Annotated in this window: 20 protein-coding genes; 5 read left to right on the top strand and 15 right to left on the bottom strand. The window is 65.6% G+C overall.

Annotated features, from left to right (window positions below; all coding sequences use genetic code 11):
- The first annotated feature begins 189 nt into the window (after positions 1–189).
- Positions 190–555, top strand: a complete 366-nt coding sequence (locus B1C78_RS02370) for a DUF3175 domain-containing protein (protein WP_077277540.1) — start codon at positions 190–192, stop codon at positions 553–555.
- Between the two features lie 243 nt (positions 556–798).
- On the opposite strand, the gene B1C78_RS17725 is transcribed toward B1C78_RS02370, so the two are convergent.
- Together B1C78_RS17725 and B1C78_RS02360 are read right to left on the bottom strand one after the other, a co-directional pair.
- Positions 799–1,923: an MBL fold metallo-hydrolase gene (locus tag B1C78_RS17725; protein ID WP_217697986.1), complete on the bottom strand. Its 1,125-nt coding sequence runs from the start codon at positions 1,921–1,923 to the stop codon at positions 799–801.
- 320 nt (positions 1,924–2,243) lie between these two features.
- Entirely contained in the window at positions 2,244–2,825 is a 582-nt protein-coding gene (locus B1C78_RS02360; protein WP_077277538.1) for a beta-class carbonic anhydrase, read from the bottom strand.
- Between the two features lie 276 nt (positions 2,826–3,101).
- Between B1C78_RS02360 and B1C78_RS02355 the strand changes: the two genes are divergently transcribed.
- Positions 3,102–4,661 carry an esterase/lipase family protein gene (locus B1C78_RS02355; protein ID WP_077277537.1) on the top strand — a complete coding sequence of 520 codons (1,560 nt, stop codon included), beginning with the start codon at positions 3,102–3,104 and terminating at the stop codon, positions 4,659–4,661.
- A gap of 949 nt (positions 4,662–5,610) precedes the next feature.
- On the opposite strand, the gene B1C78_RS02350 is transcribed toward B1C78_RS02355, so the two are convergent.
- From B1C78_RS02350 to B1C78_RS02325, 6 genes are all read right to left on the bottom strand, one after another.
- Positions 5,611–7,050: a sodium:solute symporter family protein gene (locus B1C78_RS02350; RefSeq protein ID WP_077277536.1), complete on the bottom strand. Its 1,440-nt coding sequence runs from the start codon at positions 7,048–7,050 to the stop codon at positions 5,611–5,613.
- A 31-nt stretch (positions 7,051–7,081) separates the two neighbouring features.
- On the bottom strand, positions 7,082–7,576 hold the full coding sequence (locus B1C78_RS02345) for a hypothetical protein (protein ID WP_077277535.1): 495 nt from the start codon (positions 7,574–7,576) through the stop codon (positions 7,082–7,084).
- A 216-nt stretch (positions 7,577–7,792) separates the two neighbouring features.
- On the bottom strand, positions 7,793–8,962 hold the full coding sequence (gene bioF / locus B1C78_RS02340; protein WP_077277534.1) for an 8-amino-7-oxononanoate synthase: 1,170 nt from the start codon (positions 8,960–8,962) through the stop codon (positions 7,793–7,795).
- Positions 8,955–9,725, bottom strand: a complete 771-nt coding sequence (locus tag B1C78_RS02335) for a class I SAM-dependent methyltransferase (protein WP_077277533.1) — start codon at positions 9,723–9,725, stop codon at positions 8,955–8,957. The genes bioF and B1C78_RS02335 overlap by 8 nt, the downstream gene beginning before the upstream one ends.
- A 72-nt stretch (positions 9,726–9,797) precedes the next feature.
- The gene (gene bioB / locus B1C78_RS02330; protein ID WP_077277532.1) at positions 9,798–10,802 is read right to left on the bottom strand and encodes a biotin synthase BioB; all 1,005 of its coding nucleotides are present in this window, start codon (positions 10,800–10,802) and stop codon (positions 9,798–9,800) included.
- Positions 10,803–10,806: 4 nt separating this feature from the next.
- On the bottom strand, positions 10,807–11,184 hold the full coding sequence (locus tag B1C78_RS02325; RefSeq protein WP_077277531.1) for a hypothetical protein: 378 nt from the start codon (positions 11,182–11,184) through the stop codon (positions 10,807–10,809).
- Between the two features lie 102 nt (positions 11,185–11,286).
- Between B1C78_RS02325 and B1C78_RS02320 the strand changes: the two genes are divergently transcribed.
- The gene (locus B1C78_RS02320; RefSeq protein WP_175628206.1) at positions 11,287–12,024 is read left to right on the top strand and encodes a ComF family protein; all 738 of its coding nucleotides are present in this window, start codon (positions 11,287–11,289) and stop codon (positions 12,022–12,024) included.
- A 231-nt stretch (positions 12,025–12,255) separates the two neighbouring features.
- On the opposite strand, the gene ubiA is transcribed toward B1C78_RS02320, so the two are convergent.
- Entirely contained in the window at positions 12,256–13,128 is an 873-nt protein-coding gene (gene ubiA, locus B1C78_RS02315; RefSeq protein WP_077277530.1) for a 4-hydroxybenzoate octaprenyltransferase, read from the bottom strand.
- 68 nt (positions 13,129–13,196) lie between these two features.
- On the opposite strand from ubiA, the gene gorA reads away from it, so the two are divergent.
- Both gorA and B1C78_RS02305 read left to right on the top strand, forming a co-directional pair.
- Positions 13,197–14,543 (top strand): glutathione-disulfide reductase, encoded by a 1,347-nt coding sequence (gorA, locus tag B1C78_RS02310; protein ID WP_077277529.1) that lies wholly within the window; start codon positions 13,197–13,199, stop codon positions 14,541–14,543.
- A 43-nt stretch (positions 14,544–14,586) separates the two neighbouring features.
- Complete coding sequence (locus tag B1C78_RS02305) at positions 14,587–15,114, top strand: gamma carbonic anhydrase family protein (RefSeq protein WP_077277528.1); 528 nt, start codon at positions 14,587–14,589, stop codon at positions 15,112–15,114.
- Between the two features lie 325 nt (positions 15,115–15,439).
- Here the strand turns inward: B1C78_RS02305 and B1C78_RS02300 are convergent, their stop codons facing one another.
- The 6 genes from B1C78_RS02300 to aroE form a co-directional block, all read right to left on the bottom strand.
- Positions 15,440–16,066: a phosphoribosyltransferase gene (locus B1C78_RS02300; RefSeq protein ID WP_077277527.1), complete on the bottom strand. Its 627-nt coding sequence runs from the start codon at positions 16,064–16,066 to the stop codon at positions 15,440–15,442.
- The gene (locus tag B1C78_RS02295) at positions 16,059–16,628 is read right to left on the bottom strand and encodes a nicotinamidase (RefSeq protein ID WP_077277526.1); all 570 of its coding nucleotides are present in this window, start codon (positions 16,626–16,628) and stop codon (positions 16,059–16,061) included. Before B1C78_RS02295 ends, B1C78_RS02300 begins: the two co-directional genes overlap by 8 nt.
- A gap of 133 nt (positions 16,629–16,761) precedes the next feature.
- The gene (locus B1C78_RS02290) at positions 16,762–18,138 is read right to left on the bottom strand and encodes a nicotinate phosphoribosyltransferase (RefSeq protein WP_077277525.1); all 1,377 of its coding nucleotides are present in this window, start codon (positions 18,136–18,138) and stop codon (positions 16,762–16,764) included.
- 38 nt (positions 18,139–18,176) lie between these two features.
- Positions 18,177–18,713 carry a macro domain-containing protein gene (locus tag B1C78_RS02285; RefSeq protein WP_077277524.1) on the bottom strand — a complete coding sequence of 179 codons (537 nt, stop codon included), beginning with the start codon at positions 18,711–18,713 and terminating at the stop codon, positions 18,177–18,179.
- Positions 18,714–18,862: 149 nt separating this feature from the next.
- Positions 18,863–19,519 (bottom strand): YiaD family glycine zipper/OmpA-like lipoprotein, encoded by a 657-nt coding sequence (locus B1C78_RS02280; RefSeq protein ID WP_077277523.1) that lies wholly within the window; start codon positions 19,517–19,519, stop codon positions 18,863–18,865.
- 146 nt (positions 19,520–19,665) lie between these two features.
- Positions 19,666–20,487, bottom strand: coding sequence for a shikimate dehydrogenase (aroE, locus tag B1C78_RS02275; protein WP_077277522.1), 822 nt, complete (start codon positions 20,485–20,487; stop codon positions 19,666–19,668).
- Positions 20,488–20,573: the final 86 nt, after the last annotated feature.

Below are 20,573 nucleotides of genomic sequence, written 5' to 3'. Positions count from 1 at the left end.
CGTAGGAGCGGCGCCCCCGCCGCGAACGGCCGTGCCACGATACGCTCCGGCTTCGGCCCGAGGGCGGGCCTCCTGCGTCCGGCCCCGAGCAGTGTCCTGTCCAGAGCGCTTCGCCGCCTTACTTCCCCGACGAGGATCTAGCGGGTAAATTCTCCTCGTGGCGAAGCGACATTCACGGCACCTTCGAGCATGTGCGCAAAAGCGAGCAGTGAGGGGAAAAAGCGCAGGCGGACATCACCTGCGGAAACGGCCCGCAAGGGCCCGGCAAAGGCGCGCAGATGGTCCGGCGAGGTGACGCAAACCAGCAACGCGCTGGACCTGGAGCCGGGCGTCTTTTCGCTGGATGATCCGCGCGCCATCGCGCGTTCCCTGAAGCGTTCAGCCGAGCAGAGCACACGGCGCAAGAGCGCGCCTTTTCGCTCCGCCATGTCCATGCTCAACTTCTACATCAACCGCGCGGGACGCAACCTTCCCGAAGCGCGCCGCGCGATCCTGGATCAGGCCAAGGTGGAGCTACGCGCACTCTACGGCAAGGATCCGCGGGGCAGCCGCTGAGACCCCGACCGGCCACGCCCGCGGCCGTGCGTCCAAGCGTCATCCGCGAAGGTTCGTCGGATGCATTCATGTGGAAGCCTCTCGCCGCGAGTTGCCCCGATGGAAGGGCGCGTGATGCGCGAGGCGGCCATCTTTCAATAAAGGACACGGCCGCCGGCTGCGACTGACATTGGTCACAGATACAGGGGGACACGCGACCCGGCTCACGCCGAGTCGCCGCGCCCTGCCCACCGGCGAAAGTCTTCAGGCGGCGCCGAAGATGTAACGCGTCCCTACGTACGAATTGACCAGCCTCTCCGGGTACTTGTGCGCCATGACATTGGAGAAGTTGGCGCCACTGCAGTGCATGGGCACGATGTAATCCGGGTCGGCCTCGGCGACCAAGAGGTCGATGACCTTCTCCACGTAGTCCGTCTTAGCAGGCGCGAGGTGGAAACCACCCATAACTGCATGCACCTTCTCGATTCCGGAGGCCTTCTGCGCCTGCCGTACCGAGTTGACGAGTCCTGCATGCCCGCAGGAAGTCATGACCACAAGGCCGCGATCCTTCACGTGATAGGCGGTGACATGCTCGCCCCAGTGATGATCGAAGAGGAAGTTGCCCTTGAGCTCCTCCTCGGTGAAGTGCGCCTGGTGCTGAGCACCGGTGCAACCGACGCCATCGCGCTCGCCCACTTCGACCAGCGTGTTGCCAAGCACCTCTTCCGGGCTGCTTCGCTCGATGACTCCTGATGTAAACCCATGGCCTGCCACCACCGCACCATCCGGCGCCAGCGTAATGTCGATGCCCGCTGCCTCCAGACCGGGACGGTCCAGGACGCCGAACGTCCTGCGGGAACCGTCGGGCCGACGCGACCACCGGTGGCACAAGGCGTCATCTCCGCCCAGATACAAGTGCATGCCACGGCGCTTCGCTTCGGGCTGCTGCTCTACGAACTTCATAAGGCCGCCGAAGTGGTCCGCGTGTCCATGGCTGACTACCAGTGCGTCGGTGAGTTCGGGGGCATCCATTCCCATCAGCCGCAAGTTGTGAATCAGGGCGTCAGGTGTCCAGCCAAAGTCCAACATGACGTACTTGGTTTCGTCGCCCAGCTTCGATTCCAGGAACAGCGCCAGGCCATGCTGCGCATGAACCGGCCCCCGTGTCCGTTTGACTTCCAGCTTCGGGCGTTCCTCATCGGCTGCCAGCAGGTCGTAATAGGCATCCACGACCACATGCACGTCAAGGCGATCAACGACCGGGACACTGCTGAGGCCTGCGTGCGCAGGCGAGATGAACCGGGTGACCGGAGAGAGGAGAACGGCACCGCCGAGCACTGCGCCGGTGCGCAGGAAATCACGTCGGGTGAACGGTTTCGTGGCAGACATGGCTTGGCCTCCTTCTGGGGGCCAAGATCCACAATCCGGCGAACCAAGTACCGGGGGCAGCCCCCAGTGAATACTACTTGTAGTCCACGCATACGAGAGCGTCAATCGGACACGAATCCCATTGCCCCGGCGCGCGAGGAAATCACGCTGGCCGACCTTCCCAACGATCTGCCCGTCTACGAGAAACCGAAACGAGCTGTGCGACCGGGCGATCCACGTCATTAATCCGACGTATCCCGCGCATCATTAAAACAGGCGCCACAGTCCGTCGACTCAAGAGGGCAGGAGCACCGGAAGCTCGCACGGCGCGGCGATGACCATCAGGCCGGCTTGCCTGCCTCCGTCGCTTCCTTCACCTCCTCCAGCCTTCCCGTACGGCAATCGTATATATAGCCATATACGGGGATGTAGCCAGGCACCAGGGGGTGGGCCTTGATGCGCCGGACGTCCTCCACAACGCTGGCAGCGTTGTCGGCAATGGTCAGCCAGTTGATGTAGCGGCCCTCGGGAGAACCCGGTCCCTGCCCCGTATCGCGCCAGCCGCCAGCATCCAGGCTGGCGGTCTCCAGACTACTGGCCAGCAGATCCGCCATGACATCGTTGGTGAAGGTCTCCATACCACAATCGGTATGATGGATCACGAACCACTCCCGGGTGCCCAGGAGCTTATGCGAGATCACCAGGGAGCGGATGGCGTCATCGCTGGCGCGCCCACCGGCATTTCGGATCACGTGGGCATCCCCCTCGGCAAGTCCCGCGTACTTGGCTGGATCCAGCCGCGCATCCATACAGGTGAGGACCGCAAACCTTCGCCCCGGGGGCATGGGGAGCTTTCCCTTGTCACCAAAATTCGCTGCGTAATCGGCATTGGCGGACAACACTTCCTTAACAACCTGGCTCATGGTGGCATCCTCCGTTTCATGGCGGGGCGGACACCCTGGAGCATAGGCGATCCGGCGCAAAGGAGCCGGCCGACGGTCGGCCGAATTCACGGCGGTTCATGCGCGCTTTGCCGCACTCGCATCCGTGACCTATGCTCAGCTTGAAAGCCCGGTCCCAGACCCCCACGTCTCGACCCGCTGCACCCCACCGCCGCCCGAACAGGACGCAAGAGGAAGACCCGGGTCGCACCGGCTGCGCATGCATTGTCACCCCAACCAAAGCAAGGAGACGCTTTCGTGAGCAACACCTGCCCCGTGGTTTACGTACGCGGCTACGCGATGACCTCCAAGGCCGTGGAGGAGACCTTCAATCTGCCCTATTACGGCTTCAACCTGGGTTCCACGCAGTACCGCCAGGGCGGCGGACACGATCCGGAGATGCACATCTTCGAAAGCCCGGTGATCCGGCTCATGAAGGACCACGACTACGTGGACGCCTTCGGGCAGTTCGCCGACACCCGTGGAGAGCCCATCCCCGACAGCGTGCCCGGCAAGACGGACTGGCGGCGCACGCTGTGGATCTTCCGCTATTACGACCCGGAGTCGTCCCTGTTCAACGAGGAGCGGCCGGTGTTCCCCCAGTATGCGGTGCGCCTGCTGATGTTTCTCAACAAGGTGCGCGTGGCCTGCGGGGATCCGGAGGGTTTCCGAGTCAACCTGGTGGCTCACAGCATGGGCGGCCTGATCTGCCGCTGCTACCTGCAGAACGCGAAGTTCCTCGAGGACTATGCCGCGCCGGACAAGAACCCGGGGATCGACCCCGAGCTGCTGAAGACGGTCACCGTAAACAAGCTGTTCACCTTCGGTACGCCGCACCGGGGCATACGCTTTCGTAATGCGCTGGGGCCGGTGAACTGGGTTCGTGAGATGACCGGCGGGCTGCGCGAGGACCAGTTCACGCCGCGCTACATGCGCGGCTATCTGGGCCTCGGAAGCAACGACGATCCGAACGTCTACCGGCCTCAGCCCTACGCGCCGGCCCTGAATCACACCTTCAGCCTGGTCGGCACCAACGCGGCCGATTACGTGGTGGGCGGCTCGCGCCTCGCCGTGGGCGCCAAGAGCGACGGGCTGGTGCTCACGGAGAACGCCTACATCCATGCCGGGCCGCGCGCCTACATCCATCGTGCCCATTCCGGTCCACTGGGGGTGGTGAACAGCGAGGAGGGATACCAGAACCTGCGGCGCTTCCTGTTCGGCAACGCCGCCTTCCAGGCACGGCTCCGCTTCGGCCGCGTATCCGGACGGTTGCCGGGCACCGACCGGCGCGATGTGCTGCGCTACCTCACGGTGGAGGTAGGCATCAGCATCCGTGGACTCGCCGGATACCTGGACATGCGCAACGAGCGCGAATTCACCGCGGAACAGATATCGTTGTCAGAAGCGGGCGACACGTTTGTGCCCTCGGGCGGGAAGGACCCGGTGCTCTACACCGGCTACCTGTTCGCCTACAGGGAATGCCGCCGCGACCATCGCGCGGCCTCGGGCGACGAGTATTCGCGCTGGGTGGTGGACCTGGTCATCAAGCCCCACTACGAGCGCGAGCGCCTGTTCACCACGTCACGCTTCGAGGGCGACCATTTTCTCGATGACCGACTGGAACTGGCGCTGGGTGACGAGAAGGCCGAAAAGCCCTTCGTCTATCGCTGGCAGAACCACGACACCATCACCCGTGAACCGGACACCGAAGACCCGCCGCCGGGGGTCAGGGCCCGTTACGTGATCGATCTGCCGCGCCCCGCTTTGAGATATCTGGAGGACGTGCAGTTGGTGGTGGATGTGATGGACTGGGATTAGGTGGTGGGTTCTGCGCCGATTTCAAAGGGCGTTTCGAGCCAGCTTGGTGGTTGATCCAAACGAAATTCAACATCAAAGGCGTTTCGACCCGGCTTGCAGCCGGCCCGAGTTACTTTTCTTGCTTGTCCAAGAAAAGTAACCAAAAGAACGACACCCCGATGTCGCACCCCCTTCGGGGGTCCCCTGCGTTGCTCGGCTTCGAGGGGGTCGGCACACAGGCCATCCATGGCCTGAGTGCCGACGCGCCGCATCCTTGCGGCGCCCCTTCGGGCTTATACCCTCGAAGCCTGCGCTACTCGGTGCGCCATAGGGGAGAAGGTCAACAGCGCTTCGAGTGACATCGGAACAATGTTGATTTCGGTGCCCACTTTAATCTCCGTGCCCTCCCTGGTTCGGCCGGAGGGCCGGCCTCCTACAGGGAAACCCAAGGCCACCAGGACCAAGTGCCTCGCTCATGCTGAACGAGGGGGTTTTGACCTTTCCCGTATGGCTCGCCGAGCACGGGGGTGTTGCGGGGAAAAAGCCCGAAGGGGCGCCGCATGGATGCGGCGCGTCGATCGTCAGGCCATGGATGGCCTGTCGATCGACCCCCCGCAATGCCCCAGCGCGCAGGGCACCCCGAAGGGGCGAGACTTCCGGGTGTCGTTTCTTTGGTTCCTTTCTTTGGACAAGCAAAGAAAGGAACTCGAGCCCCGCGCAGCGGGGTTCGAAGCGCTTTTGACTTCGGCTTTTGACGTCGGCCCTTGCCTTTCCAGCAGACAATCCGGCAGCCCCAGGTGCCAACCTCGGACCACAGACGCCCCGGAACAGAATCTCACCACAAGGTTCCCTTCACCCAATCCCGCACCAACAGCCCCACCAGCACAAACACCGACAGGGTGGTGAGCACGGTGGCCACCGTCACCAAGAATCCAAGGAACTCTACAGGGGCCATGCGTTTCGATCCTCACTAGTGTTCATCGGGTGGCGGCTCCTTGAGCTGCTCCCAGTCGAAATCCTGGGGCCTGAGCCAGGTGGTGACCAGCACGATCACCATGGACACGGCCGCGCCGACCAGCGCGGCCACGTAGAAGCCGATCTGGAAGTACGCGGTGATGCCTGCGGCACTGCCGAGCACCATGGCGGCCGTCGCCCCCAGGCGGTTGGTGCGCCGCCAGTACAACCCGGCGGCGATGGGCCAGATGGTGCTGGCCACGAACGCGCCGGTGAAGTGCAGCAACTCCGCCAATGTGGTGATGCGCGGCAGACACAAGAGCCAGGCGATCACGCCCAGCAGCAGAATGGTGACCTTGGTGGCCGTGCGCAGGTGCTGTGCGGAGGACTGCGGACGGAAATGGCGATGATAGATGTCGCGCACCACCAGCATGGCGGTGGCGGCCAGCAGGGAGTCCAGACTTGAGGCCAGTGCCGCGAACACCATCACCAGCACGATGATCGCCCCGGTCAGGCCCAGAAGCTCCGAGGCAACGATGGGGCCCACCATGTCCGCCGCCGGGATGTTCACGCCGAGCGAAGGGGCAGCCAGCGCCACGAAGCCGGCAACGATGGGAATGGGCAGCCAGAAGATGCCGGCCAGCACGTAGGCCCACATGCCCACGCCCTTGCGGAAGGAATAGGCCCGTGTCCACCACACGTTGGAATGGAAGATCTCGCCCACGCCGAACAGTAGGTTGTTGAACAGAAACATGATCGCCGCCGGCATGAGCAGGTTGAGAAGCTCCGGGCGCTCCAGCTCCAGGCTCACGTGGATCTCGTCGAAGCCCACGCCGCCGATGACCAGCCAGGCGAGCACCACCAGACCGACGAGGATCAGTATGGACTGGATGAAGTCCGTCCCGATGACCGCCCGGAACCCGCCGATCAGCGTGTAGGAGACACACGCGGCGAGGATCACCGTCATGCCCTGCCAGTAGGGGATGCCCGACAGCGCATGGATCAGCACTCCGCCGGCCATGCCGAGGCTCACCAGCCAGCCGAAGCTGTAGAACACGGAGATGGCGAGAAACACCCGCCAGCCCAGATTGCCGTAGCGCAGGCGCACGAAGTCGCCGCTGGTGTAGCCGTAGGGCATGAGGGTGCGGATGCGCTTCGCCAGCGGGGCGAACAGCAGCAGGCCCACGGAGCCGAAGGCGTAGCCGATCATGCCCCAGATGCCGATCTGGTAGGCCAGCTGGGGCGCCATCATGGTGGTGTTGCTGGTGACCCAGGTGGCCATGGCGGTGGCCGTGCCCACGGCCAGGCCCACCTTGCGCCCGGCCAGCACGAACTGGTCCAGCTCCTTGTCGCGCCGCCCGAACCAGACGCCGAGGCCCACGTACAAGGCCGTGAAGATGGCGATCAGCAGCCATGCCAGACCCGGATCCAGGACAGCAGTTTCCTGGACTCTCATGGGGTCACCCCGGGGATCATGGCAAAGAACTTCATGCGCGCTGCCTCTCGCGCCGGTCGGCGCGGGTGCCCGCGATGATCAGGATAACGGTGGCCAGAAAGACTACGCCGCCCAGGATGAACAGGAACACAGCCTGCCCGAACGGGTGATGCGCCACCTGCACCGCCTGCGGGTCGCTCCAGTCCGTCCGGGTGCCGTCCGCCAGTTCCGCGCGGACGCGATAGTGGAAGGTGCCATCGCTGCGTCCGCTGATCACCGTGGCACGGTCGGCGCCCTCATAGAGCACGTCGGTTTCGCGGAAGTCGGCGTCAGTGGACTCCTCCACCCGGTAGTGCACCACGTCCACGTCATCCAGCGACCAGCGCAACTGGTAATACCCGGCGCGGGCCAGATCATTGCTCACGCTCAGGGTCGGAGCCGGTGCCTCCGCATGAACTGGTGCGGCCCAAACCACCATGAACGCCAGCAATCCGGCAAACAGGGAGGCAATACGCAATGACAGCTTCTGGGATCGACCGTTGATCAAGCGACTCTCCGTTGTACGCGCGGGGTCCGACGAGCGGGAACCCGGGTCACGGGGGTTTGGGAACGGCCCCGTCCTGGGGTTTGCGATGTTCGCAGCGCAGGGCGTGCCGGGGATCGGTTGATGCCTGCTTTTTTTACCCTAGCCCCGCGAATCGGAGGAATCAAGGCGATGACGGGGCAGGGAGCCTGCCAAAAAACCACGAGAGTCGTGTTTGTTTCAGTCGGGCGCAACAGCCTCGTGGGCTGTTTCAAGCGCTTCCAACAGGCGATCCACCTGACCCCTGGTATGGGCCGCGCTGAGCGTGACCCGCAGGCGCGCCGTGCCTTCCGGCACCGTGGGCGGTCGGATGGCGGGCACCAGCAGCCCCTGCTCCAGCAACTGATCGCTCAGGGCCATGGCCCGGGCGCTGTCGCCAACGAGGATGGGCTGGATGGGGGTGATGCTGTCCATGAGCCGCAGGCCGATACGGGCGGCGCCCTCGCGAAAGCGCTTGACCAGGGCGAACAGGGTTTCCCGACGTTTGGTGTCGTCCTGCACGATGCGCAGGCTGGCCCGGGTGGCCTCGGCCAGCGCCCCCGGCATGGCCGTGGTGTAGACATACGTCCGGGCGGACTGGATCAGGGTCTCGATGAGCGCCTCGCTGCCGGCCACGAAGGCGCCGGCCGTGCCGAACGCCTTGCCCAGGGTCCCCATGAGAATCGGCACCCGCCGGGCGTCGAGCCCGAAATGCTCCAGACTGCCGGCCCCGGTGGCACCCAGCACCCCCAGCCCGTGGGCGTCATCCACCATGAGCCAGGCGCCGTGCGCCTCGGCGATGCGCGCGAGTTCCGGCAGGGGCGCCAGGTCGCCGTCCATGCTGAACACCCCGTCGGTGAGCACCAGGCGCTCACCGGTGGCGTCCAGGGATGCCAGCCGCTGGGCCAGGTCCACGCCGGTGGCGTGGCGGTAACGCTGGAAGCGGGCGCCGCACACCAGACCGGCATCGATCAGCGATGCGTGGTTCAGGCGATCCTCGAGAACGTGATCTCCGCGCCCGGCCAGCGCCTGGGCCACGCCGAGGTTGGCCATGTAGCCCGTCGAGAACAGCAGCGCGCGTTCGCGGTTCGTGAATGCCGCAAGCTCTTCTTCCAGTGCATGATGTGCGCGGGTATGCCCGTTCACCAGGTGGGCCGCGCCGGCGCCGACCCCGTAGACCCCCGCGGCCTTTCGAAAGGCCGCCACCACCTTGGGGTGCGCAGCCAGCCCCAGGTAGTCGTTGGAGCAGAACGCGACGACCTCGCGCCCGTCCACCGTCTGCTGCGGTTTCTGCCGCCCCTCGAGAATACGCCGCGCACGGTAAAGCCCCTGCTTGCGGCGCGCCTCCAGTTGCGCCGCCAGGTCACGCATGGGCAGCAGCGGAGGGCACGCGCCCCACCCGCAGGGCCAGCGGCCAGCGCACCTGGCGCACCCGGGCGAGATCGCCCCAGATCGGGTCCAGTCTTGAGCGCAGGCGCTCGACCGGATCCTCTCCGGTGGCGTCGCGGCAACGCGCGACCGCGGACCAGGTACCCAGGTAGCCGGTCAGTTGCTCCAGATTCCAGTGACACTGCATGGCGAACTCGGGGGTATCCAGCTGCTGGAAGGGGAAGGCCAGGTCCCGGTAACCGTTGACCACGTGGCGGCGCTCGGGGGGCCAGTACGGTCCCATGTCCGCATCATGGAAGCTCAGAAGCGCCGCATCGATTCGCGCGTCGCCCGTTTCAAGAAGCCCGTAACTCCAGACGGCGATCACGCCGCCGGAGGAGAGCACGCGGCACACCTCTGCGTAAAACGCATCCGTATTGAACCAGTGCAGCGCCTGCGCGACCGTGACCAGCGCCGCACTGTGGTCGGGAAGGCCGCTGGCCTCGGCCGGGGCGACGGCAAAGGTGACGCCCGGTCGCGGCTCCGCCGTGTCGATCTGTCGTGCCGAGGCGTCCGTGGCGCGGACCTCGTCGAAGTGCCGGCTCAGCTCGCCCGCCGCCTGCCCGGTGCCGGTGGCACAGTCCCAGGCGAGTCGACGATGGGGCGCAAGCCCCGCCAGCCAATCGAACAGTTCGGGGGGATAGCCGGGCCGGTGACGCCCGTAGGCATCCGACACGGGGGCGAAATGGTCCTTGAAGTCGCTCATGAGTGCAGCAACGGTGCGTTCATCCTTCAACCCTCACCCCGGCAGCCCGGATGAAGCGAAGCGCGGTCCGGGTCAGGCCGCGTGGATGTCCTCTCCGCCGCAGTTCTCGCAGGACGCGCCATCGTCCGTGGCCTCCAGCGGATGCAGTCCGAGGCGTTCGAACAGGGCCCGGTCGTGGTTCTCGGCCGGGTTGGGGGTGGTCAGCAGCTTGTCACCGTAGAACAGGGAGTTGGCGCCGGCAAGGAAGCACAGGGCCTGCAATTCGTCGTTCATCTGCGTCCGGCCCGCCGACAGGCGCACGTGGGAGCGCGGCATGAGGATGCGTGCACAAGCAATGGTGCGCACGAACTCGAAGGGATCGAGGGCCTCGGTCCCGGCAAGGGGTGTGCCCTCCACCTGCACGAGATTGTTGATGGGCACCGACTCCGGGTGCTTCGGCAGGTTCGCCAACTGCTGCAGCAGCCGTGCCCGGTCCCGCCGCGACTCGCCCATGCCCAGGATGCCCCCGCAACAGACGCTGATGCCCGCCTCGCGCACGTGAGCCAGGGTATCCAGCCGGTCCTGGTAGGTGCGCGTGGTGATCACCTGCCCGTAAAACTCCGGCGAGGTGTCCAGGTTGTGATTGTAGTAATCGAGACCCGCCTCCCTTAGGCGCCGGGCCTGGGCCTCCGTGAGCATGCCAAGCGTCATACAGGTCTCCAGCCCCAGGGCCTTGACACCCTCCACCATCTCGACCACGCGCTCCAGGTTTCTGTCCGTGGGATTGCGCCACGCCGCGCCCATGCAGAAGCGGCTCGCACCATGGGCCCTGGCGTTGCGCGCGGCCTCCAGGACCTCGTCCAGGGGCAGCAGGCGCTCGCGCTCCAGCGCCACGTCATGGTGGGCGCTCTGGGGGCAGTAGCCGCAGTCCTCGGGGCAGGCGCCGGTCTTGATCGACAGTAGGGTGCTGACCTGCACAGCGTTGGGATCAAAGTGCGCGCGATGCACCGACTGGGCCGCGAACAGAAGGTCGTTGAAGGGGCGTCCCATCAGTTCGAGGATCTCCTCCACCTGCCAGTCGTGACGGATGTCGCTCATGCCTTTACTCCTCGGGGATGACAACGTCCTGCCATTCTTCCCGGTTGATGCGAATGATGTCGATGATGGACCACGGAATCAGCACCGCCGCGGTGAACGCCCAATAGGCCAGAAAGTAGCTTACCCGGGGCGGGAAGAAGGTGCCCACCACGATCAGCGCGCCGATGATCCCGTAAAACCGGTAGGCCGCCTGCTGCGTGTAGTAGCCCACGCGTTCGTTGGGGTGATGCCGGTTCATTGCGTAGACGAGCATCGAGGCCCCGAACCAGAAGATGATCAGCGGGAACGGCATCAGGACGGCAACGATGTTCCCGTAATTAAACAGCTGGGCCGCCGCCCGCGCGGAACGCGCCGGCACGATCTTGGGTTCACGCTTCGCCATGCAATGACAGGGTGGTAGAGTGGTCGGTCGTCGGAGCCGGCCAATATACAGGAAGGCCAATGAGGCTGACAGGGACACCAGTGTCGTGCCATCCATGTNNACATGGATGGCACGACACTGAAGCACACGGCCCAATGGACCGCGGGCCTGATGGACACGCTGCTGCGGGTGCTTTACCCGCCGCTGTGCATGGTGTGCCGCGCACCGGGGCACGACGACCTGGACATTTGCGCGCCGTGCCGGTGCGAGTTGCCCTGGTTCACCCGCGGCTGCCGTCTGTGTGCCCGCGTGCTGCCCGAAGGGGCCGGCCCCGTGTGCGGTGCCTGCCTGCGTCGCCCGCCACCTTTCGATGCCACCCGGGCCGCCTTTCACTACGGTCCGCCGTTGGATCGGCTGGTGGCCGCGTTCAAGTACCGCGGACGCCTCGCACAGGGCCGGCTGCTGGCTCAACTGTGGACCGAGGCGCTCTCGGCACCCACACCCCTGCCGGACCTGATCCTGCCCGTGCCGCTCCACCCACGCCGCCTGCGTGAGCGGGGCTTCAATCAGGCGCTCGAGCTGGCCCGGCCGCTTGCCCGGACACTGGACATCCCGCTGGCACCCGCCCTGATCCGGCGGGTCGTGCCCACCCCGCCCCAGCAGACCCTCCGCGGCCGGGAACGCCGCAGGAACGTGCGCCACGCCTTCGAGATCGCCCCTGTGCTCGCCGCCCACCCGCCGCGCAGCGTGGCACTGGTGGACGACGTGATGACCACCGGCTCCACGGTGGACGAGATTGCGCGGGTGCTGAAAAGGGCGGGGGTGGAAAGGGTGGAGGTGTGGGTGCTCGCACGGGCGTAGCCCGTGCGAAGGTTGAAGGTGGAAGGATGAAGGTGGAATGAAACCACCCCCCCTGGAAGGTCGAAGGCGGAAGGATGAAGGTGGAATGAAACCATCCCCTCTGGAAGGTTGAAGGCGGAAGGATGAAGGTGGAATGAAACCACCCCTCCCTGGCCCTCCCCATGAGGGGAGGGGAATCGGGGGTTACGCTCTGGGTTCATCCTTCATCCTTCCACCTTCATCCTTCCTTGATTACGCGCGAAGCGCGTAATCAAGGAACACCCCCCCAAACACCGCAGCCCCGAACCAGTGGTTGTTGAGAAATGCGCGGAAACACGCCGCGGGCTGGCGCTCGACGATCAGGTATTGCTGGTAGAGGGCGAAGCCCGCCGCCAGGGCAAGGCCCAGCCAGTACCACAGCCCGAGACCGGCCTCGCGGCCCACCAGCCACAGGCACCACAGCAGCAGCAGTTGCAGGACACCCGTGATCATGCGGTCCGACTCGCCGAACAGGATGGCGGTGGACTTCACTCCGAGGCGCAGGTCGTCCTCGCGGTCAGCCATGGCGTAGAACGTGTCATACACCGTGGCCCAGAGCACCGTGGCAATGAACATCAGCCAGGCCACGGTCGGCGGGAACTCCCCGGTCTGGGCGGCAAAGGCCATGGGCACGGCCCAGCCGAAGGCGGCACCCAGGTGTACCTGGGGCAGATAGTGCAGCCGCTTCATGAACGGGTAGCTGGCCGCGAGCACCACCGCCACCAGAGACAGCAGGATGGTGAGCCTGTTCAGGAACAGCACCAGCACGAACGCCGCCAGGCACAGTGCGAGCGCCACGCCCAGCGCCTCCTTCGGGGACACCAGGCCGGCCGCGAGAGGGCGCTCGCGGGTACGCGCCACGTGGGGATCGATGTTGCGATCGGCGAAGTCGTTGATGGCGCAGCCCGCGGAGCGCATGAGCACCACGCCGGCCACGAAGATCAGCAGCACGTCGGTCCGCGGCCACCCCTCGGCCGCCACCCACAGCGCCCAAAGCGTCGGCCACAGCAGCAGGTAGATCCCGATGGGGCGGTGCAGTCGAACGAGGAGTGCATACGCCTTGAGTCGTTCAAGGGCGTGGGGCATGGGCTTTCGCTTCCGGTTGCAGGGGCCGTAAAGTGTATCAAACGAATCCCTGCTCCCGAGGAGAGCCCATGTCCGAACACTTTGACCTGATCGCCATTGGCGGCGGCAGCGCCGGCCTGTCGGTGGCCGAGCGTGCGGCCCGGCACGGCGCCCGTTGCGCGGTGGTGGAAGCCGACCGGCTGGGCGGCACCTGCGTGAACGCGGGCTGCGTGCCCAAGAAGATCATGTGGTACGGGGCGGAGCTGGCGCACAACCTGCACGATGCGGCTGACTACGGTTTCGACGTGGACCGTCGCGGCTTCGACTGGGGGGAACTGGTGCAGAAGCGCGAGGCGTACATCAGCGCCATCAACACCTGGTACCACACCTACCTGGAGGACTCCGAGGTCGCGGAGATCCCCGGCAGAGCCCGGTTTCTGGACGCACACACGCTGGCGGTGGGCGAGCGGCGCATCAGCGCCGAGCACGTGGTCATCGGTGTCGGCGGTCGGCCCCTGATCCCGGACCTGCCGGGGGCGGAACTGGGCATCGACTCGGACGGATTCTTCGCCCTGGAGGAACAGCCGGAACGGGTCGCCGTGATCGGCGCGGGTTATATCGCCGTGGAGCTGGCCGGGGTGCTCAATGCACTGGGCTCCCGGGTGAGCATGTACCTGCGCCGCGAGACCTTCCTGCGCAATTTCGACGCGATGCTGCGCGACACCCTGATGGAGCAGATGCTCGCCGACGGGGTGAACATCCTGCCCGGCACCACGATCTCCGCGCTGCACAAGCGCCCCGGCGGTATCGCGCTGGAATGCGAACAGGGCGAGTGCGGTGGCGAGTTCGACGCCGTCATCTGGGCCGTGGGCCGCCGACCCCACACCGACAAGCTTGGGCTGGAGGCGGCGGGCGTCATTCGTGACGGCGAGGGTTACATACCGGTGGATGCATACCAGAACACCAACGTGGAGGGCGTCTATGCGGTGGGCGACGTGACCCGCGCACCCGCACTCACGCCCGTGGCCATCGCCGCCGCGCGCCGCCTCGCGGACCGCCTGTTCGGCGGGCAGCCGGAGCGCCGCCTGGACTACGAAAACATCCCCAGCATCGTGTTCAGCCATCCGCCCATCGGCACCGTGGGGCTCACCGAGGACGAGGCACGCGAAACCCACGGGGCGGCGGTCAAGGTCTACTCGACCCGCTTCACCGGCATGTTTCACGCGCTCACGGAGCGCAAGGTGGCCAGCGCCATGAAACTGGTCACGGTGGGTGCGAAGGAGAAGGTGGTGGGGGCACACATCATCGGCCCCGGTGCCGACGAGATGCTGCAGGGCTTTGCCGTGGCCATCCGCATGGGCGCCACGAAGCGGGATCTGGACGACACGGTGGCGTTGCATCCTACGAGTGCGGAAGAGCTGGTGACCCTGCGGTGAGGCAGTGGCAAGTGGCAAGTCTCAAGTGGCAAGGAAGAGATGAATGATTCGATCGTTTGAGGGGCATGTGCCGGACATTCACGCCAGTGCGTGGGTGGACGAGATGGCGCTGGTGGTGGGGGACGTGACCATCGGGGCAGACAGTTCGATCTGGCCCATGACGGTGGTGCGTGGAGATATCCATCGTATCGTAATCGGCGCGCGCACCAACATTCAGGACGGATCGGTGCTGCATGTGACCCATGACAGCCGCTTCGTGCCCGGTGGGCTGGCGCTCACCATCGGAGACGACGTGACCGTGGGGCACAAGGTGGTGCTGCACGCCTGCACCATCGGCGATCGCTGCCTGATCGGCATGGGCAGCATCGTCATGGACGGCGCCGTCGTCGCCCCGGACACGCTGCTCGGCGCCGGCAGCCTGGTCACCCCCAACAAGCAACTGGAAGGCGGCTATCTCTGGCAGGGCAGCCCGGCACGCCGCGTCCGCGAACTCACGGACCGTGAACGCGAGTACCTGCACTACTCGGCCGAGCACTACGTTCGGCTGAAGAACCGGCACATGGGTCGCTAAGCCTGAAAGGCTGTTCTAACCATGAAGCTCACGATGGGCACGAAGAAAAAGCGTTGTTCTCTCGCGAAGACGCGAAGCCCGCCAAGAAATGCCAAGAAATGCTTGCTGTCGCAGGTCGGAGTTCGCTTCGCTCCGCCCGACCTGCACGACATAGGGCGGCCCGTGGCTACCGCCTGATCCCGCGGGACCGAGCTGTATCGGCGGGCACAGCCCGCCCTATCGAACTGGCGATATTCTAAAGAGCAATCCTTGAATATTTTCTTAGCGGGCTTCGCGTCTTCGCGAGAGAACAATTCTTTTCTGGGTTTCTCCGTGAGCTTCGTGGTTAAACAGAAGCCTTGACCCGCAGCCGGTTATAGCGAATGACGCGATCAAGCTGTTGCGGGGAAAGGGTCAGATCATGTTTCTCCTGCAGTGCAGCGCGGATCGCATCCATGGTGTCGGGCACGGGGTCCATGTCGCGGATGAACTGTCCGACATCCTCCACCACCGCCCAGGGATAGAGCACCCAGCGCCACTGGCGCATCACTTCGGCGGTGAAGTCCGCCGAACACGCGGTGGTGGACTTCTCGTGCAGAACGGCGCTGCGCAGGTCGGTAGGATCAAGATCACGCAGGTAGGGCAGGGCAGCGCGCAGCGTCTCGCCGCTGTCGTTGACGTCGTCTACCAGCAGCACCTTGCGGCCGGAAACGTCGCCGCCCAGCGGACAGTCCACCACGGCGTCGCCCGCGCGCTGCCCACCGGCCTCGTAGTGGCGCACCTTGATGCTCATGAGGGTGGAGATGCCCAGAAAATCGCACAGGAAGCGTGCCGGCATGAAGCCGCCCCGGGCGATGGCGACCACGGTGTCGGGCCGAAAGCCGCTATCGAGCACCGCGCGCGCCAGTCGGTCGCAGGCGGCCACCACCTCCTCGAGCGCGATGAGGCGCACCTGCATCGGACGCTCAGGCATCCGACGTCACCTGAACGCCCGCCTCGCGCATCTTCTGCATGGATTCACGGCCACCCTCCGGTGTCACCGGACGGGTGGCCTCGGCGATCAGCACCACGTCGAAGCCGGCCTTGCGGCCGTCCAGCGCGGTGGCCGCAACGCACACGTCCTGCGCGAGCCCGCCGACCCACACACGGGACACGTTGTGCCGGCGCAGCTCTTCGGCCAGACCGGTCTGGTCAAACGCGGAGTTCTGGTCCTGGTCGAAACGCACGCCCTTGGTGACCTTGATCACCGATGCAGGCAGTTTGAGCGCGGGATGAAACGCCGCCCCCTCGGTGTCCTGCAGGCAATGGGGCGGCCACGGCCCGCCCTGGGACTCGAAGCTGAGATGCCCCTCGGGATGCCAGTCCCGCGAGGCGAACACCGGCACACCCGCGGCCACCGCCGCATCGATCCAGCGGTTGAGTTCGGGCATGATGCCGTCACCGCCCTCGATGGGCAGAGCACCCCCGGGACAGAAATCGTTCTGGGGATCCACGAGGATGAGTGCGTCACCGGCTCTGAATTGGATAGCTGGCATGGAAACGCCTCCTTCATCGTATCAGTGCCCGCCGGAACCTTCGGAACAGGCGGGAGGATCGGGTTGATGACAGAGCTCTCCCCGACAACACGGGGATGCTTCCTGCGCGCCCTCCGCGGCCATCACGATCGTATCAGGACCGCCTCGCGATCGCGTCGCGCACCGCCCGCTGGTGCTCGGCGAGCGCGTCACTGACGCTGACCGGGTAGGGCGGCTCGGCAGGCTCGAGCCCGCGCAGGGACTCGGGCAGCGTGGCAATACAGGCGGCAGCGTGGTCCCGCAGACGTTCCAGGTCCCGTTCGTGACTGTCCAGGCGCCTGCCGTGCGCCATCACCTTCACCAGCAGCGGTTCGCCCGGCAGGTCCTCTTCGAAGCGCCCGATCACGTCGCCCGCGAGAAAACCATCGCGCACGGTCCTGAACACCTGCTTGCGCCCGGGCAGAATGGGTTTGCCACTGGAGAGCTTGAGTCGCCCCTTCCCGTCGTACTCGGCCAGCTTGTAGGCGATGTCCAGGTCCGGTACGTCGCTGGAGACACCCATGCTCGTCCCCACCCCGAAGCCGTCAATGGGCGCGCCGCCGGCCAGCAGCGCATCGATGGCGCGCTCGTCCAGGCCGCCGCTGGCGAAGATCTCCACGCGTCCGAGTCCGGCCGCGTCGAGCAGGGCGCGCGCTTCCCGCGAGAGCGCGCCCAGGTCCCCGGAATCCAGCCGCACCGCACGCACCCGGAAATCGTCCCCAAGCCTGTCGGCCAGTCGGATGACCTCACGCACACCGTCCAGCGTGTCATAGGTGTCCACCAGCAGGACCGTTTCGGGGTAGAGCCGCGCAAACGCCTCGAACGCGGCGGCCTCGGACTCATGCGCCTGGATGTAGCTGTGTGCCATGGTGCCGCGCACCGGCAGGCCGTAGAGGCGCCCGGCCAGCACGTCGGACGTGCCGGCCACTCCGGCGATGTGAAAGGCACGCGCCCCCTTGATGGCGGCATCCAGCCCGTGCATGCGCCGCGCACCGAAATCCAGCACCGGGCGGCCGTTCGCCGCCATCGCCAGTCGCACCGCCTTGGACGCCAGCACCGTCTGCAGGTTGATCTGGTTCATCACCAGGGTTTCGATCAGCTGGGCCTCGGGCAGGGGCGCCACCACTTCCAGGATCGGTTCATTGGCAAACACCGGGGTGCCCTCGGGCACGGCGTACACGTCACCGGTGAAGCGCAGGTCGGCGAGCCGCTCGATAAAGCGCCGGGAGAACGGTCCCAGTGATGCCAGGCAGTCCAGGTCCTCGGGTTCGAAACGCAGCGCCTCCAGCTGTCCCAGCAGCGAATCCAGCCCGCAGGCGAGCAGAAAGTTGCGTTGCGGGGGCAGCCTGCGCACGAACAGACTGAACACCGACTGCGCCTCCATGCCTTCCTCGTAGAAGGCCTGCAGCATGGTCAACTCGTACAGGTCGGTGAACAGGGCCAGGTGCCTGTCACAGGGCGTTAGGGTCATCTGCGGCCGGTTGCCGCTCATCGCTGATTCCTCCAGGGCTGCCGTGAGCCGGAGATACGTTACTTGACCAGTTCCCGGAGAATGGTGGCGTGCAGGGCCTGATCCTTCGGATCATGGAGCACAAAGCGCACATGACGCACCGAGTGAAGGTCCGGCGCCTCGCCGGCAACAGTGCCTATCGCGATGCGTGCGGCCGCCTGCATGGGAAAGCCGAACGCGCCCGTGGAGATCGCCGGAAACGCGACCCCGCGAATCTCCGCCTGCTCGGCCAGCCGCAAGGCATTGCGATAGCAGGCGGCCAGCAGTTCATCCGACGGCTCGTCGCGTCCGTAGACGGGGCCGAGACAGTGGATCACGAAGCGGTTGGGGAGCTGATATCCGCTGGTGATGACCGCCTCGCCGGGTGCGATGGGCGCGAACTCGCGGCATGCCTCATCGAGGCTCGGCCCCGCCGCGCGATGGATAGCCCCGGCCACGCCGCCCCCTGGGCGCAGTTCGGCGTTGGCTGCGTTGACGACGGCGTCCATGTCGGATTGACGAACAATGTCGCCGGTGACGCATTCGATGACGACATTGCCTGCGGTTCTGCGATCCATGACCGGTACTCCCCGATGGTTGCGTACACCCTGAGAATAGACAACATCGTGTCACCCGGTGTCGCGAGTCATGCGGGCTGAGCACCCGTTGCGCATACGAAAACACCCCGGCGCACCTCGCAGGCGCGCCGGGGCGTATTTGCCGGTGATCAGGTCAGGGGGATCAGGGTCAGTTCCACGCGCCGGTTGAGCGCGCGGCCCTCGACGGTGCTGTTGTCCGCGATAGGCCGGTGCGGCCCGAAGCCGATGGTATCGATGCGCACGGGCTGAATGCCCTGGCCGGCGAGATAGCGGGCCACGCTGTCGGCACGCCGCTGCGACAGACCCATGTTGTGTTCCACGGTCCCGGTGCTGTCCGTATGGCCTGCCACCTCGACGGCTGTCTTGTCGTACTTCTTGAGCACGATGGCCACGGAGTTGAGCACCTCGTAGAACTCGGATTTCACTTCGTCGCGGTTGACGTCGAAGGTCACGTGGCCGGGCATGTTGAGAATGAGGTTGTCACCGTCGCGGGTGACGCTCACCCCGGTACCCTCCAGCTGTTGCCGCAGTTCGGCCTCCTGCTGGTCCATGTAGTTACCCACGGCGGCACCGGCGAGCGCGCCGATGCCCGCGCCGATCATGGCGCGCTTGGTACGATCCCGGCGTCCCGTGACATTGCCGATGACAGCGCCCGCAGCGGCGCCGATCAAGGCGCCCTGCGTGGCGCGCGCCGTGCGTTGCTCGCCGGTATACGGGTCGGTCGTGGTACAGCCGGTGAACACGACAACGCCGGCGACAAAAAGGGTGACGAGCAGCTTCTTCATGGATATCTCCGGTAGAGGCGGTTCAAGCTCGGGATTCAAAATTCAAGATTCAAAATTCAAGGGTGCGTGCCCCAAACCATTGAACCTTGAACCTTGAACCTTGAATCTTGAATCTTGAATCTTGAATCTTGAATCTCATTGATGAATCAGGGCTGAACCGGCCGCAGCGCACGTATCACGGGCTCGGTACGGGGACGTACGCCACGCCAAAGTGCGAACGACTCCGCCGCCTGTTCCACCAGCATGCCGAGTCCGTCCGCCGTGCGCCCCGCACCATGTGCCTTTGCCCAGCGCAGAAAGGCCGTGGGCCGGTCCGCATACATCATGTCATAGCAGTTCGCGCCCGGATGCAACAGGTCGTCGGGCAAGGGCGGCACCTCGTCATCGAGACCCGCCGAGGTGCCGTTGATGACCAGATGGGCGCGACGCCCGGCAAGACTGTCCAGCCCCCCGCCCGTGACGGGTCCGAGTTCAGCAAAATCGCGGGCCAGCCGCTCGGCACGGCTGCCGGTACGGTTCGCCAGGTGCAGCCCGGCCGGGGCCTCGGCCAGGAGCGGCGCCAGGACACCCCGCACCGCGCCGCCCGCGCCCAATAAGACGATTTCCCGGCCTCTCAGTTCCATGCCCAGGTTGCGGGTCAGGTCCGCGACCAGACCGACCCCGTCGGTGTTCTCGCCCAGCAGCCGGCCGTCATCCTCCACCTTGAGCGTGTTCACGGCACCGGCCCTGAGAGCACGATCCGTCAGCCGGTCCGCCAGATCGAAGGCCTCGCCCTTGAACGGCACGGTGACGTTGAAGCCCAGATACCCCTCGCCCACCAGCCGGCGCACCGTATCCGCAAACCCGTCCAGCGGCGCCAGCACCGCCCCGTAGCGCATGGCCTGCCCGGTCTGCTCCGCAAACAGCGCATGGATATGGGGGGATTTGCTGTGGCCGATGGGGTGGCCGATGACTGCGTAGGAATCCATAAATTCAGTGGCAAGTGGCAAGTGGCAAGTGGCAAGGAACACCACCCTCACCCCAGCCCTCTCCCTGAGGGAGAGGGGAACGGCCC

This window comes from Thioalkalivibrio denitrificans, from assembly GCF_002000365.1.
In the GTDB taxonomy this organism is placed as follows: Bacteria; Pseudomonadota; Gammaproteobacteria; order Ectothiorhodospirales; family Ectothiorhodospiraceae; genus Thioalkalivibrio_A; species Thioalkalivibrio_A denitrificans.
This window is presented reverse-complemented; position numbering and strand designations above follow the sequence as displayed.